The following is a 13,720-nucleotide window of genomic DNA, read 5'->3' as shown; positions in this document are numbered from 1 at the left end:
TGCAACGGAGGTGATCGCTTGCCTCCCCCTCCGTCACCTTCGGTGCCACCTCCCCCTGGCGGGGGAGGATCGCTAGGTCGCGCACCGCCCCGGCGGAGGCCGGGGTCCAATTGGGGGACGGTTGTAACGGAGGACGGCACTTCAGTTATGTCCGACGTTCCAATTGGGCCCCGGCCTTCGCCGGGGTGGTGCTGTGCTGTGATGGTGCTGTGGTGTGAGGTGCCGGGTCGCGGTCGCCCCCGCCCTACCCAAACCGACGCTACGTCCGTGCGGGGTTGGCGGATTGGTGCCCCTAAGGCTATGCGCTCCCTTGAACATTCGCCGCGGGCTCTGTCTGCGCGCTCAACCCGGTCGCCGCCGCGGCCGACAGGTTAGGAAGACCATGGAAGACGATTTCCGCAAAGCCGCGCTCGATTATCACCGCTATCCTAAGCCCGGGAAACTCTCGGTCGAGGCGACCAAGCGGATGGCGACGCAGCGCGATCTCGCGCTCGCCTATTCGCCGGGCGTGGCCGCTGCGTGCGAGGAAATCGCCGCCGATCCCGACAAGGCGCGGGATTACACGGCTCGCGGAAATCTCGTTGCGGTTATCACCAACGGCACCGCGGTGCTCGGGCTCGGCGCGATCGGTGCGCTGGCGTCGAAGCCGGTGATGGAGGGCAAGGCGGTGCTCTTCAAGAAATTCGCCGGGATCGACTGTTTCGATATCGAGATCGACCAGCTCGATCCGCAGGCGTTCATCGAGGCTGTCCGCGTGCTGGAGCCGACGTTCGGCGGGATCAATCTCGAGGACATCAAGGCACCCGAATGTTTCGAGATCGAGACGAAGCTGCGCGAGCTGATGAACATCCCGGTGTTCCACGACGACCAGCACGGCACCGCGATCGTCTGTGCGGCCGCGGTCCGCAACGTGCTCGAACTGCGCGGCAAGCGGCTCGACCAGATGAAGCTGGTGACGTCGGGCGCAGGCGCAGCGGCGCTCGCGACGGTGGATTTGCTCGTGTCGATGGGGCTCAATCCCGAGAACGTCACGCTGACCGATATCGCGGGCGTCGTGCACAAGGATCGCGGCGACGTGATGCCGCCGAACATGGCGCGGTACGCCCGCACGACGAATGCGCGGACCTTGCCGGACGTGCTGGAGGGGGCGGACATTTTCCTCGGGCTGTCGGCGCCGCGCGTGCTGAAGCAGGAATGGCTGCATCTGCTCGCACCCGATCCGCTGATCCTGGCGCTGGCGAACCCTGAGCCGGAGATCCAGCCGGCGCTGGTGCATGCGACGCGACCCGATGCGATCATCGCCACTGGCCGCTCGGATTTTCCGAACCAAGTCAACAACGTACTGTGCTTCCCGTTCATCTTCCGCGGGGCGCTCGACGTCGGTGCGACCGAGATCAACGAGGCGATGAAGGTCGCGGCAGTCGACGCGATCGCGGCGCTTGCACGCGCGACGGCTTCCGATGTGGTGGTCACCGCTTACGGCGGCGCGACGCCGGTGTTCGGGCCGACCTACATCATCCCCAAGCCGTTCGATCCGCGGCTGATCCTGCATGTCGCGCCGGCGGTGGCGAAGGCGGCGATGGATTCCGGCGTGGCGACGCGGCCGATCGAGGATTTCGACGCGTACCTGCGTGACCTCGAAGTGTTCGTGTATCGCTCGGGCCAGCTGATGCGGCCGATCTTCGCGCGCGCCAAGCAGGCAGGGCGCTCGATCGCGTATGGCGAGGGCGAGGACGACCGCACGCTGCGCGCGGTGCAGACGGTGATCGACGAGGGGATCGGGCGGCCGGTGCTGATCGGCCGGCGCGAGGTAATCGCCGAGAAGATCCAGTCGAGCGGGTTGCGGATGGCGATCGGCACCGACGTCGAGGTGCTCGATCCGGGTACGGACCGCGAAGTGTTCGATCCGCTGCTTGCCGGGTACAATGCGCTGGTCGGCCGTCGCGGATCGCCGCCCGACAGTGCCGAGCGCGCGCTGCGGACTCGGCCGAGCGTGGCGGCGGCGATGCTGCTGCGCGAGGGTCGCGTCGATGCGGCCTTGTGTGGCGGGATCGGCGACTGGTGGACGCAGATGACGTACGTCATGCCGCTGATCCCGCGGATGCCGGGCGTCTCGCGGCTGTATGCGATGTCGGCAGTGATCCTGCGCACCGGCAGTCTTTTCTTCTGCGATACGCACGTGACGGTCGATCCGACCGCCCAGCAGATTGCCGAGATGACGCTGCTGGCGGCCGAAGCCGTGCGCGCGTTCGCGATCGAGCCGAAGGCGGCGTTGCTGTCGCATTCGAGCTTCGGTGCGTCGCGGTCGCCCTCGGCGCAGAAGATGCGCGCCGGGCATGCGCTGCTGAAGGAGTTCGCGCCGGAGTTCGAGTTCGACGGCGAGATGCACGGCGATGCGGCGCTGTCGGAGGCGCTGCGGCGGCGGCTGGTCGCGGACAGTCCTTTGACCGGGTCGGCGAATCTGCTGGTGATGCCGAACATCGATGCGGCGAACATCGCGGTGTCGCTGTTGTCGGCGTCGACCGAGTCGCTGCCGCTGGGGCCGATGCTGCTGGGGCTCGCCAAGCCGTTGCAGATGATGGTGCCTAGCGTGACCGCGCGGGGGATCGTGAACCTCAGCGCGGTGGCGGTGGGTCATGCGGCGACGGTGAGCGAGACGGCCTGACCTCTAACGGTTCTCCCGCGAAAGCGGGAGCCCAGGGTTGCGGGCGGCAGCGTTCGTGATCCTGGGCCCCCGCGTTCGCGGGGGAACAAGAAGGTTTGCCAAGACCTGATCGGCTGGCTGTTTTTTCATCGATGTAAGAAAATGGTCGGAGCGACAGGATTCGAACCTGCGACCCCCACACCCCCAGTGTGGTGCGCTACCAGGCTGCGCTACGCTCCGACCGAACGGGCCGCATAGCAGCCCGAGCCGCGCGCTCTACGCAGGGTCGGCGTGCGATGCAAGCCGCAACGCCGCTTGCCGGCAAAGATTACCTCACTCGCCCATCAGCGTGCGCCAGAAGCTGCCGTCATAGGCCTTCACGCTAACCTGCTCGATGGTGTACGCGCGCAGGGCGCGACCGAAGGCCTTCTGGTGTTCGGCCTGGCCGTGCGCGGCGATCGCCTCGGGGCTCGCCCAGCGTTCGGAAATCCGGATCAGGTCGGGATCGACCAGATCGAGCGCGAGATTGTAGAACTCGCAGCCGTCTTCCTCGGCGCAGGCGGCCATGTGCGCGATCAGCGTGTCGGCGATCTTCGCGCCTTCACCTGCGGCCAGCTTGATATGTCCCATCACCAGAATCATCGCATCTCTCCTGTTTCGCGCCGGTTTCGCCGTAACTTCATCGTGGTCTCTACACGAACCGTCCGCGCCTGCGTCAGTTGCACGCGACATCAAGCGATGATAGCGGGCGGACCAATGCGACCGGCCGCGCGGCGCGCGAACCGAGCCACCCTTCACAGATACGGAACTCCATGTTCATCTCACCAGCATACGCCCAGGCCGCAGACGGCGCCGCCACGACGGCGGGAGGCGGGATCGCCTCGTTCCTGAGCCTCGCGCCGCTCTTCCTCGTGTTCGTCGTGTTCTATTTCCTGATGATCCGTCCGCAGCAAAAGCGCATGAAGGCGCTGCAGGCGTCGGTCGCGGCGGTGAAGAAGAACGACAGCGTCGTCACGTCGGGCGGGATCCTGGGCAAGGTGACCAAGGTCGAGGATAATGTCGTCGAGGTCGAGATCGCGCCGAATGTCCGCGTGCGCGTCGTCAAGGCGACGCTGACCGACATCACCAGCCCGAACACGAAGCCGGCGAACGACTGATGCTCGACTTCCCGCGCTGGAAAATCGGGTCGATCATCGGGTTGCTGGCGGCATTGTGCCTGCTGGCGATCCCGAGCTTCCTCCCCGAGAGCACCACGAGCGAATGGGGGCGGATTCCGCATCCGCACATCAACCTCGGGCTCGATCTCGCCGGCGGCAGTTATCTGCTGCTCGAGGCGGATACCGCCGACCTCGCCGCGACGCGGATCGAGGCGATGCGCGACAGCGTCGCGGGGACGATGCGCAACGGCACGCCGCGGATCGAGATCGGCGACATTTCGACGCGGGGCGGTCAGCTGACCTTCCTGCTGCGCGATCCGAGCCAGGTCGACGCGGCCCGTGAGCGCCTGCTGGCGATCACCGGCGGTGGCGCCGGGATGAGCGGCCAGCGCGAATGGGACATCAACGTCGTCGACACGAGCCGGTTCGTGCTCAAGCCGACCCAGGCCGGCCTGACCCAGGCGGTCGACACCGCGATGAAGGACGCGACCGAAGTCGTCCGTCGCCGTATCGACGCGCTCGGCACCAAGGAGCCGACGATCGTTCGCCAGGGCGCGACGCGGATCGTGGTGCAGGTGCCGGGCCTCAAGAACCCGCAGGCGCTGAAGGAGCTGATCGGCAAGACCGCCAAGCTCGAGTTCAAGCTTGTCGACGAGACCGCGAACCCGGCCGATCTGGTCAAGGGGATCGCCCCGGTCGGCAGCCAGGTGCTGCCGTATCCGGGTAATCCGCGCGGCGTGCCGTTCATCGCGGTCAAGCGATCGGTGATCATCTCGGGCGACCAGCTCGCCGATGCCCGCCAGGAGTTCGAGTCGCAGACCAACGCAGCCCAGGTTGCGATCACGTTCGACGCGGTCGGCGGCCGTCGCTTCGCCAAGGTGACGACCGAGAACACGAACAAACCATTCGCGATCATCCTCGACAATTCGGTGATCTCTGCGCCCAACATCAACGAGCCGATCCTGGGCGGTCGTGCGTCGATCTCGGGCAACTTCACCGTCGAGTCGGCGAACGCACTGGCGATCTCGCTGCGGTCGGGCAAGCTGCCGGTCAATCTGAAGACGATCGCCGAGAGCACCGTCAGCCCCGATCTGGGCAAGGATTCGATCCGCGCCGGCGTGCTCGCGTCGATCGTCGCCGCGCTGCTCGTGATCGTGTTCATGTTCGTGACCTATGGCCGGTTCGGGCTGTATGCGAACCTCGCGGTGGTCATCAACATCCTGGTCATCGTCGCCGTCATGGCGATGCTGAACGCGACTCTGACGCTGCCCGGTATCGCCGGGTTCGTGCTGACGATCGGTACCGCGGTGGATGCCAACGTGCTGATCAACGAGCGTATTCGCGAAGAGCGCCGACGCGGGCGTAGCGTCGTCCAGTCGGTCGAGCTCGGCTACAAGGAAGCATCGCGGACGATCTTCGAGGCGAACGTGACGCACGCCATCACCGGCGTGATCATGCTGCTGCTCGGTTCGGGTCCGGTGAAGGGCTTCGCGGTCGTGCTGCTGATCGGGATCTGCACGTCGGTGTTCACCGCCGTCACGTTCACGCGGATGATGGTCGCGCTGTGGCTGCGGAAGAACCGCCCCACCACGATCAATATTTGAGGCGGGAGACAACAATGCGCCTGCTGAAACTCGTTCCCGACAACACGAACCTCAAGTTCGTCTCGCTCCGCAAATGGGCGTTCGGGCTGACCCTGCTGCTGTCGTTGCTGGCGATCGGACTCGTCGTGACGAAGGGCCTCAACATGGGCGTCGACTTCGTCGGCGGCGTCCTGATCGAAGAGAAGTTCGCGACGCCGCCGTCGATCGATGCGGTCCGCACCGAAGTCGACCGGCTCGGCGTCGGCGAGGCCTCGATCCAGTCGTTCAGCGATCCGAAGACGCTGTCGATCCGCCTGCCCGTGCCCGCCGGTGACGAAGGCGCGACCAACCGCCTCGTCAAGAAGGTGTCGGACGACCTCGCCGTGAAGTTCCCCGGCGCGACCTTTTCCAAGTACGACACGATCTCGGGCAAGGTCTCGGACGAGCTGATCAGCAAGGGCCTGCTCGCGGTCGGCCTCGCGATCCTCGGCATCGCGTTGTTCGCGGTGGTGCGGTTCGAGTGGCAGTTCGGCGTGTCGACGGTCGTCGCGATCGTCCACGATCTGCTGATGACGCTCGGCTTCTTCGCGCTGACGCAGTTCGAGTTCGACCTCAACATCGTCGCGGCGGTGCTGACGATCATCTCGTATTCGATCAACGACAAGATCGTGATCGACGACCGTATCCGCGAGAACATGCGCCGGTACCGCAAGATGGACATGCGCGAGATCATCGATCTTTCGGTGAACGAGACGCTGCCGCGGACCGTGATGACGTCGGTGACGATCCTGCTCGCGCTGGTCGCGATGCTGGTGCTCGGCGGCCATGTGCTGCGCGGGTTCACCGCGGCGATGATCCTGGGTATCGTCGTGGGGACGTATTCGTCGATCTACGTGTCGTCTTCGTTGCTGATCACGCTGGGGCTGCGGGCCGATCCTGCACCGCGCAAGGGCGGCGTGCAGGACGGCGCCGAGCGGGTTGGTCCGAAGGTCGAGCGTTGATCACGTCATGAGGATGGACCGCGAGAAGACCGATGGGCCGATGATCTCGGCGATCGGTCGGGCCGGGTTCAAGGTCGACGACGGCTATTATACGGCGCTGCTGATCAGTCCCGAACGTGCGGATGGCTGGGAGCCGCCAGCGTTCGAGGCGCTTGGCGAGGCGGATGTGGCGGCGTTGCTGGCGCTGGATCCGACGCCGGAATTCTTGTTGTTGGGTACCGGTTCCGCGCTTCGTCAGCCGCCGCTCGCTTTCAAGAAGGCGGTCGAGGCGCGGGGGTTCGGGATCGAGGCTATGGATAGCCGTGCTGCCGCTCGGGCTTGGGCTGTGCTGCGCGGCGAGGGTCGCTGGATCGTGGCGGCGCTGTACCCTCTCGAGGGGTGAGCTGAGACTGCTAATCCTCCCCCGCTAGGGGAGGTGACGGAGGGGGCGGATGCCCAACTGACGTTTCCCTTTCCTCCCCCTCCGTCTGGCAAGTGCCAGCCACCTCCCCCTTGCGGGGGAGGATCGTTTAGGATCGGTTTGCGGCCAGCGTTGCGAGGTGCTCGTAGAGCGCGGCGGTGTTGGCTTCCCAGGTGAAGCTGGCGACTGTGGCGCGTGTTGCCTGGGGCGGCGGCGGATCGGCCAGTAGGGCACCGATCGCGGCGGCGAAGGCGAGGGGGTCGCCGATCGTGACGCGGCCTGCTTTTGGCGATGTCACGACGTCAAGCGCGCCGCCGGCGTCGGTGATGACGATCGGGGTACCGCAGGCGAGCGATTCGACCCAGGCGTTGGCGAGGCCTTCGGACTCGGAGGCAAGCGCGCTGACATCGGCAGCGGCGATCAGCTTCGGGATTTCGGCATGCGGCACGGCGCCGAGCAGGCGGACACGGTCTGCTATGCCGAGTCGTGCGATCCGCGCTTCCAGTGTCGATCGCGCGGGGCCCTGCCCTGCGATGAGCAAAGTGACGCCGGGAAGCGCGGCGACCGCGTCGATGACGATGTCGTGGCCCTTGCGCGGGATCAGCGCGCCGACCGAGACGACTAGCGGGCCCGTGACGCCGAGGGCTGCCTTGGCGGCGACCCGGTCGACGGGGTGGAAGCGGTCCTGGTCGACGCCGGTGTGGTGGACGCGGATGCGGTCGGCGGGCAATCCCATCGCGACCATGTCGGCCTTCATCGCGGCGCTGACTGCGAGCATGCCCGCGGTGTTGCGGCCTGCGGCGCGGACCTGCGCGGCGGTGGCGGGTGCGTTGCCCCAGATGTGGATGTCGGACCCGCGCGCCTTGATCGAGACGGGGACGCCGTAGCGCTTGCCGAGTGCGACCGCGGCGGGGCCGTCGGGAAAGAAGAACGAGGCGTCGATGACGTCGAACGCGAAATCTTCGCGGATCGTGTCGAGGACGGGGATGAGCGCGCGCTGCAACGCTGCGGCGTGATGGCGGCCCTGGAGGAACGGGCGGACGGTGAAGCGCGGGCGGTGGAGTTCGATGCCTTTCCAGCGTTCGTGCGTCGGCAGTTTTGCTAGGGTCGCGTAGTGGCCGAGGTGGCGGAGCGGGCCCGGGGGGAGGCCTATCGGTGCTACCGCTTGCAATGAAACGTCGGGATGCGCGGCGAGGCCGAGCGTCTGGCGTTCGACGAAGACGCCGAAATTGGGGCGGGTCGCATCCGGGAACAGGGTGGAGAGGGTCAGGATGCGGAGCATGGTCTGGGGGTTACAGGGGGTGGGTTAATGCGGGGTGAGTTTGGGGGTGTATCCGATGGTTGTCCGCCGCGTGATCGATGAAAACGCCACCCCGGCGGAGGCCGGGGCCCAGTTGGGGGACGTAGCTAACGGAGCGTAGTCCTCCATTATTGCCACCTTTCCAACTGGGCCCCGGCCTTCGCCGGGGTGGTGGTGGTTGGGGTGGCGTTTGCCCTCGATTACATTGTTTCCCCGCGAAGGCGGGGACCCAGACTGGGCTCCCGCCTTCGCGAGAGAACAAGGAGGCGGGAGGTGAAGGTGTTGCTCAGATCCGCTTCGCCAGCGGATACGCGAACAGCACGTCGGCATCCGCACTCGTCGAGACCGTTTCGCTGCCCGTCATCGTCGCGCATTCGCCGGCCTTGAACGCAACGCCTGCGACGTCGCCCGAGCCGGTGATCGGGATCACCCAGCCGGTCGTGCCTTCGGGCAGGTTGACGACGTGGTCGCCGCCCTTCCAGCGCTCGAGCACGAACTTGGGGCCTTCGACCATGATCGTGCGGCCGGTCTCGACTTCGACCGGAGGCGCGACCGGGACGTAGGGCGTGGGGTCGGCGACCTCGATGCCGTCCTTGAGGTGAAGCTCACGGTCGCTGCCGTAATCGTAAAGGCGGTAGGTGGTCTCGGAGTTCTGCTGGACCTCGATCACCGTCAGGCCGCCGCCGATCGCGTGGATCGTGTCCGACGCGCAATACATGAAGTCGCCCGGCTTGACCGGCTTCCAGTCGAGCTTGTCCTCGATCGTGCCGTCGATCGCCGACTGTCGGAGTTCATCCTTCGAGATCGGCTGTTTCGTGCCGACCGCGATCGTCGAGGTCGGCTCGGCGGCGAGAACCGTCCAGCACTCGTCCTTGCCGCGCGGCAGGCCGCGGGCGTGCGCCTGTTCGTCGTTGGGATGGACCTGGACCGACAGCTTCTCGCTGGTGAACAGATATTTGATCAGCAGGTCGGGGGTGGTGTTGCCCGGCTCCTGGAACCAGACTTCGCCGATCGGCGGCGTACCGGGGGCGGCATCCTCGAACCCGGGCCAGAGCGTGTCGCGACCCCAGGGCTTCTCGACGCGGTGGGTATGCAGCAGGGTGGCGGGCATGGGATATCCTCGACTGGAATGACGGGTCGGCAACGCATGACTATTGCCGTGTGATCCGGGCCGCGAAAAGCCCTTCATTGCCCGGCCCATCGACGCCGTGAATTGGGCTTGGAGCGGGGTGGCGAAAGGGATTGTTCGCAAAGCCCCGCATACGCTAAGGACAACGCCGATGCGTATCACCCAGTCTCGTGCCCTCGCGGTCACGCTCATCGCCGCGCTTGCGCTCCCCATTGCCGGTTGTGCGGGTGGCCGCGCCGCCAAGGGCGACCTTCCTTACGTCGCGCGTGACGTGGGGACGCTGTACTCGACCGCCAAGGCACGGCTCGACCAGGGGCGTTACAAGGAGGCGGCACAGCTGTTCGACGAGGTCGAGCGCCAGCATCCCTATTCGATCTGGGCGCGCCGTGCGCAGATCATGTCGGCGTTCAGCTATTACCTCGCCAAGGACTACACCGCGTCGATCAGCTCGGCGCAGCGTTTCCTCGCGGTGCATCCGGGTAACCGCGACGCGCCCTACGCCTATTACCTGATCGCGCTCGGCTATTACGAGCAGATCACCGACGTCACGCGCGACCAGAAGATCACGCGCCAGGCGCTCGATTCGCTCGGCGAGCTGATGCGGCGGTATCCGAACACGCGCTATGCATCGGATGCGCGGCTGAAGATCGATCTGGTCAACGACCATCTCGCCGGCAAGGAGATGGAGATCGGGCGGTTCTACGAGACGCGCGGCCAGTGGCTCGCAGCGAACGGCCGGTTCCGCACCGTGATCGACAAGTTCCAGCAGACCACGCACACGCCCGAGGCGCTGATGCGGCTGACCGAGACGTATCTGCAGCTCGGCGTGCCGATCGAGGCCGAGAAGGCCGCCGCGGTACTGGGTCGCAACTATCCGGGCACCGACTGGTACGATCACGCCTACAAGCTGATGCAGGACCATCCGGTGAAGCCGATCGCACCGTTGGCACCGGGCGAGCCAGTCGTGCCGACGGGAACCGCAGGCACGCCGGGTACCGGGGCGCTGGAGCTTCCCAAAGCGAACGGCAACACCGGTGGTACGGGCGCGGGCAGCGTTTCCAGCCCCGCACCCGTCGGCCCGGGCAGCGCGACGCGGACCGGCCCCGGCAACTGATCGCCGAATACGCCATGAGAACCCGGGCATGAGAACAATGGGGGATCAACTTCGCGTGCGGATCGTCTAAGACGCGCGGGATGCTGACCGATCTTTCCATTCGCGACGTGGTGCTCATCGAGGCGCTGGATCTGGGATTCGGCGAAGGGCTAGGCGTGCTGACCGGCGAGACCGGTGCCGGCAAGTCGATCCTGCTCGACGCGCTGGGGCTAGCGCTGGGTGGCCGCGGCGACAGCGGGCTGGTGCGGCACGGCGCGGCGCAGGCTGTCGTGACCGCGACGTTCGATGCCCCTGCCCCCGAATCGCCGCTCGCGATGTTGTTCGACGAGAACGGGCTGGAGATCGAGCACGGCGAGCCGTTGATCGTGAAGCGGATCGTCAAGGCGGACGGCGGCAGTCGTGGCTTCGTCAACGACCAGCCAGCGTCGGCGGGGCTGCTGCGCGAGATGGCGCCGCATCTGGTCGAGATCCACGGGCAGCATGACGAGCGCGGGCTGCTGAATGCGCGCGGGCATCGGGCGCTGCTCGACATCTTCGGGCGGACCGAGCCGGGGGCTACGGGCAAGGCGTATGCTGGGTTTCGTACAGCGGAGGCTGAACTGGCCGCCGCCCGTGCGGATATCGAGACGGCGGCGCGGGATCGCGAGTGGCTCGAGCATACCGTCGCCGAACTGACTGCGTTGGCACCTGTTGCGGGCGAAGAAGAGACGCTGGCGGATACACGGCGGTCGATGCAGCGCGCGGAGAAGATCGCGGACGATCTGGCGGCGATCGACGATTTCCTCGAGGGCAAGGATGGCGGGATGGCGAAGCTGCGCCAAGCCGCGCGCGTGCTCGAGCGGATCGCGGAGGATCATGTCGCGCTCGGCAATGCGCTGGCGGCGGTCGATCGCGCGGTTATCGAGGCTTCGGTGGCGGAGGAGAGCCTGCGCGATGCGCGGGCGGACATGGCCTATGATCCGCGCGCGCTGGAGGATGACGAGGCGCGGTTGTTCGAGCTTCGGGCGATGGCGCGCAAGCACCGCGTGCAGCCGGATGACTTGGCGGCACTGGCGGATGAGATGCGCGCGCGGCTGGAGCGGCTGGATGCGGGCGAGGGCGGGATCGCGAAGATTGAGGCGCGCGTGGCGGCGGCGCGGAAGGCATTCGATGCGGCGGCCGATGCTTTGACGAAGCGGCGGTTGGCGGCTGCCAAGCGGCTCGACGTGGCGGTGGCGGGTGAGTTGGCGCCGTTGAAGCTGGATGCGGCGCGGTTCCAGACCGTCGTTGCGCCGCTTGGTGAAGAGGGCTGGTCGGCGGCGGGCAAGGACCGCGTCGAGTTCGAGATTTCAACCAATCCCGGTGCGCCGTTCGCGGCGCTCACCAAGATCGCGTCGGGCGGCGAGTTATCGCGCTTCATCCTCGCGCTGAAAGTGGCGCTGGCGGAGGAGGGTGGCGCGTCGACGATGGTGTTCGACGAGATCGACCGCGGCGTCGGCGGGGCGGTGGCGAGCGCGATCGGCGAGCGACTCGCGCGGCTGGCGCTGAGCACGCAGCTGCTGGTGGTGACGCACAGCCCGCAGGTTGCGGCGCGGGGGGCGAAGCATCTGCTGATCGCCAAGAGTAGCGACGGGACGGTCACGCGGACCGGCGTGCGGGCTTTGAGCGAGGAGGAGCGTCGGGAAGAGATCGCGCGGATGCTGTCGGGCGCGCAGATTACGGATGAAGCGCGGGCTCAGGCGGAGCGGTTGTTGGAGCGGGCTTAACGCGCTCAGGTTCAGATGGATTTACCACCGGTATTGTTCCCCCGCGAAGGCGGGGGCCCAGGATACCACCCACAGCGTCCTTGACCCTGGGCTCCCGCGTTCGCGGGAGAACAAGTTCGGGGTTATGGCATCGCCTGCCGCGGGTGACCCAAGTGGATCTTCAGCACTGGCACGACGATGTAATCGCCGCCGACCTTTCGCAGTCCGTGCAGCGCCCGACTACCGAACGCGCCGTCTTCGTGGATCACCGCACGGACCGGTGCCTGTTCGGTGTGGATCATGTCGTCGAGTCCGGCGGCACTCGCGTCGGATCGCGGCCACAGCGACTGCTGGACGCGGTCGTCCGCGGACGAATCGTCGTTCCAGTCATAGCCGATCGCCGGGGCCGGCTTAGGGGAGACGTGAGTTTGCTGGGCGGCGGCGGGGGCGGCTAACACTATGGCGACGATCGTAACTGCTGTCTTCATCGCACCCCCGATTCCACCCCGGCGAAGGCCCGGGCCCCGTTGGCAAAGTTTGGTTGGTGAGCACATTGCTCCCTTACAACGACCTTGCCAACTGGCCCCCGGCCTTCGCCGGGATGATGGGCGAATTCAGGACGCGCCGGTGCCGCCGTTCGCGCCGAAGAAGCTGCCGGTGGTGTAGCTGTCGCTCGGGTCCGCCAGTGCAACGTAGAGACCCGCCAGTTCGGCCGGCTGACCGGCGCGACCGAGTGGCGTATCCTGGCCGAACTCGCCCATCTTGCCCGGCAATTGCCCGCCCGCGACCTGCAACGGCGTCCAGATCGGGCCCGGCCCTACCGCGTTGACGCGGATGCCCTGCTTGGCGAGTTGTTTCGCCAGCGCCTTGGTGAAGATCAGGATCGCGCCCTTGGTCGAGGCATAATCGAGCAACTCCTTTTCCGGGCTGACCGAGTTGACCGAGGCGGTGTTGATGATCGACGCGCCGGGCTTCATCAGCGGGATGGCCGCCTTGCACAGGTGGAACATCGCGTAGACGTTGGTCTTCATGGTGCGATCGAACTGCTCGAAGCTGATCTCGGCGATCGAGTCCTTCGACTGCTGATAGGCCGCGTTGTTAACGAGGATGTCGAGCCCGCCGAGTTCGCGATTGGCACGCGCAATCAGGTCGTTGCAGAATTTCGCATCGGTCAGGTCGCCGGGAATGAGGACGACCTTGCGCCCCTCCGCACGAAGCAGCTTGGCGACGTCCTGCGCATCCGGCTCTTCGGTCGGATAGTAGTTGATCGCGACGTCGGCGCCTTCACGCGAGAACGCTATGACGGCCGCACGACCGATCCCCGAATCGCCGCCGGTGACGAGTGCCTTGCGACCGGCCAAGCGTCCCGAGCCGCGGTAGCTTGCTTCACCGCAATCCGGGACGGGGTGCATGTTGCGCTGGAGCGCGGGCCATTTCTGGCGCTGTTCGGGGAAGGGTTGCGAGGGATATTTGGTCTTCGGATCGGCGAGTGGCGCGGCACCTTGCGCGAAGGCGGGTGCGGCGGCGGCGGCGAGGCCGGTGACGGCGGCGCCCTTGAAGAGGTCTCGACGGCTGGTGTCTGTCATGATCATGTTTCCCTGAAAATGCCTTGGGATGTCAGCGCGCAAGTCGGGCGAATGTTCACGCGATGTTGATCGAGGTCTTGTC

Annotated in this window: 12 protein-coding genes and 1 tRNA gene; 7 read left to right on the top strand and 6 right to left on the bottom strand. The window is 66.4% G+C overall.

Going from position 1 to position 13,720, the window contains the following annotated elements:
• Positions 1–382 precede the first annotated feature (382 nt).
• Positions 383–2,665 carry an NADP-dependent malic enzyme gene (locus tag C8J42_RS13450; RefSeq protein ID WP_133020420.1) on the top strand — a complete coding sequence of 761 codons (2,283 nt, stop codon included), beginning with the start codon at positions 383–385 and terminating at the stop codon, positions 2,663–2,665.
• 142 nt (positions 2,666–2,807) lie between these two features.
• Here the strand turns inward: C8J42_RS13450 and C8J42_RS13445 are convergent.
• Positions 2,808–2,884 (bottom strand) — tRNA-Pro (locus tag C8J42_RS13445).
• Between the two features lie 93 nt (positions 2,885–2,977).
• Positions 2,978–3,286 carry an antibiotic biosynthesis monooxygenase gene (locus tag C8J42_RS13440; RefSeq protein ID WP_133020419.1) on the bottom strand — a complete coding sequence of 103 codons (309 nt, stop codon included), beginning with the start codon at positions 3,284–3,286 and terminating at the stop codon, positions 2,978–2,980.
• 170 nt (positions 3,287–3,456) lie between these two features.
• On the opposite strand from C8J42_RS13440, the gene yajC reads away from it, so the two are divergent.
• The 4 genes from yajC to C8J42_RS13420 are packed head-to-tail and all read left to right on the top strand — an operon-like array spanning position 3,457 to position 6,767.
• On the top strand, positions 3,457–3,801 hold the full coding sequence (gene yajC / locus C8J42_RS13435; RefSeq protein ID WP_056066746.1) for a preprotein translocase subunit YajC: 345 nt from the start codon (positions 3,457–3,459) through the stop codon (positions 3,799–3,801).
• Complete coding sequence (gene secD, locus C8J42_RS13430) at positions 3,801–5,405, top strand: protein translocase subunit SecD (RefSeq protein WP_133020418.1); 1,605 nt, start codon at positions 3,801–3,803, stop codon at positions 5,403–5,405. The genes yajC and secD overlap by 1 nt, the downstream gene beginning before the upstream one ends.
• A 14-nt stretch (positions 5,406–5,419) precedes the next feature.
• A complete protein-coding gene (gene secF, locus C8J42_RS13425; RefSeq protein WP_132737393.1) occupies positions 5,420–6,385 on the top strand; it encodes a protein translocase subunit SecF in 966 nt (321 codons plus the stop codon).
• A 7-nt stretch (positions 6,386–6,392) separates the two neighbouring features.
• On the top strand, positions 6,393–6,767 hold the full coding sequence (locus C8J42_RS13420) for an MTH938/NDUFAF3 family protein (RefSeq protein WP_133020417.1): 375 nt from the start codon (positions 6,393–6,395) through the stop codon (positions 6,765–6,767).
• A gap of 127 nt (positions 6,768–6,894) precedes the next feature.
• Here the strand turns inward: C8J42_RS13420 and C8J42_RS13415 are convergent, their stop codons facing one another.
• Both C8J42_RS13415 and C8J42_RS13410 read right to left on the bottom strand, forming a co-directional pair.
• Positions 6,895–8,067, bottom strand: a complete 1,173-nt coding sequence (locus tag C8J42_RS13415; protein ID WP_133020416.1) for a glycosyltransferase — start codon at positions 8,065–8,067, stop codon at positions 6,895–6,897.
• Between the two features lie 304 nt (positions 8,068–8,371).
• Positions 8,372–9,196, bottom strand: coding sequence for a class I mannose-6-phosphate isomerase (locus C8J42_RS13410; protein ID WP_133020415.1), 825 nt, complete (start codon positions 9,194–9,196; stop codon positions 8,372–8,374).
• A 169-nt stretch (positions 9,197–9,365) separates the two neighbouring features.
• Here C8J42_RS13410 and C8J42_RS13405 point away from each other — a divergent pair, with 169 nt between their 5' ends.
• Positions 9,366–10,328: an outer membrane protein assembly factor BamD gene (locus C8J42_RS13405; RefSeq protein ID WP_107954618.1), complete on the top strand. Its 963-nt coding sequence runs from the start codon at positions 9,366–9,368 to the stop codon at positions 10,326–10,328.
• A gap of 80 nt (positions 10,329–10,408) precedes the next feature.
• Positions 10,409–12,073: a DNA repair protein RecN gene (gene recN, locus C8J42_RS13400; RefSeq protein ID WP_133020414.1), complete on the top strand. Its 1,665-nt coding sequence runs from the start codon at positions 10,409–10,411 to the stop codon at positions 12,071–12,073.
• A 122-nt stretch (positions 12,074–12,195) separates the two neighbouring features.
• Here recN and C8J42_RS13395 read toward each other — a convergent pair whose 3' ends face one another.
• Together C8J42_RS13395 and C8J42_RS13390 are read right to left on the bottom strand one after the other, a co-directional pair.
• Positions 12,196–12,540 (bottom strand): hypothetical protein, encoded by a 345-nt coding sequence (locus C8J42_RS13395; protein WP_133020413.1) that lies wholly within the window; start codon positions 12,538–12,540, stop codon positions 12,196–12,198.
• Positions 12,541–12,666: 126 nt separating this feature from the next.
• Entirely contained in the window at positions 12,667–13,638 is a 972-nt protein-coding gene (locus C8J42_RS13390; RefSeq protein WP_133020412.1) for an SDR family oxidoreductase, read from the bottom strand.
• Positions 13,639–13,720: the final 82 nt, after the last annotated feature.

Source organism: Sphingomonas sp. PP-CE-1A-559, from assembly GCF_004340965.1.
Taxonomy (GTDB): Bacteria; Pseudomonadota; Alphaproteobacteria; order Sphingomonadales; family Sphingomonadaceae; genus Sphingomonas.
Note: the sequence above shows the minus strand (reverse complement) of the source record. Positions and strands in the feature narration are given on the sequence as shown.

Coding starts and splice junctions, on each gene's coding strand:
- C8J42_RS13450 (WP_133020420.1), top strand. CDS start 383: ATGGAAGACGATTTCCGCAAAGCCGCGCTCGATTATCACCGCTATCCT.
- C8J42_RS13440 (WP_133020419.1), bottom strand. CDS start 3,286: ATGATTCTGGTGATGGGACATATCAAGCTGGCCGCAGGTGAAGGCGCG.
- yajC (WP_056066746.1), top strand. CDS start 3,457: ATGTTCATCTCACCAGCATACGCCCAGGCCGCAGACGGCGCCGCCACG.
- secD (WP_133020418.1), top strand. CDS start 3,801: ATGCTCGACTTCCCGCGCTGGAAAATCGGGTCGATCATCGGGTTGCTG.
- secF (WP_132737393.1), top strand. CDS start 5,420: ATGCGCCTGCTGAAACTCGTTCCCGACAACACGAACCTCAAGTTCGTC.
- C8J42_RS13420 (WP_133020417.1), top strand. CDS start 6,393: ATGAGGATGGACCGCGAGAAGACCGATGGGCCGATGATCTCGGCGATC.
- C8J42_RS13415 (WP_133020416.1), bottom strand. CDS start 8,067: ATGCTCCGCATCCTGACCCTCTCCACCCTGTTCCCGGATGCGACCCGC.
- C8J42_RS13410 (WP_133020415.1), bottom strand. CDS start 9,196: ATGCCCGCCACCCTGCTGCATACCCACCGCGTCGAGAAGCCCTGGGGT.
- C8J42_RS13405 (WP_107954618.1), top strand. CDS start 9,366: ATGCGTATCACCCAGTCTCGTGCCCTCGCGGTCACGCTCATCGCCGCG.
- recN (WP_133020414.1), top strand. CDS start 10,409: ATGCTGACCGATCTTTCCATTCGCGACGTGGTGCTCATCGAGGCGCTG.
- C8J42_RS13395 (WP_133020413.1), bottom strand. CDS start 12,540: ATGAAGACAGCAGTTACGATCGTCGCCATAGTGTTAGCCGCCCCCGCC.
- C8J42_RS13390 (WP_133020412.1), bottom strand. CDS start 13,638: ATGACAGACACCAGCCGTCGAGACCTCTTCAAGGGCGCCGCCGTCACC.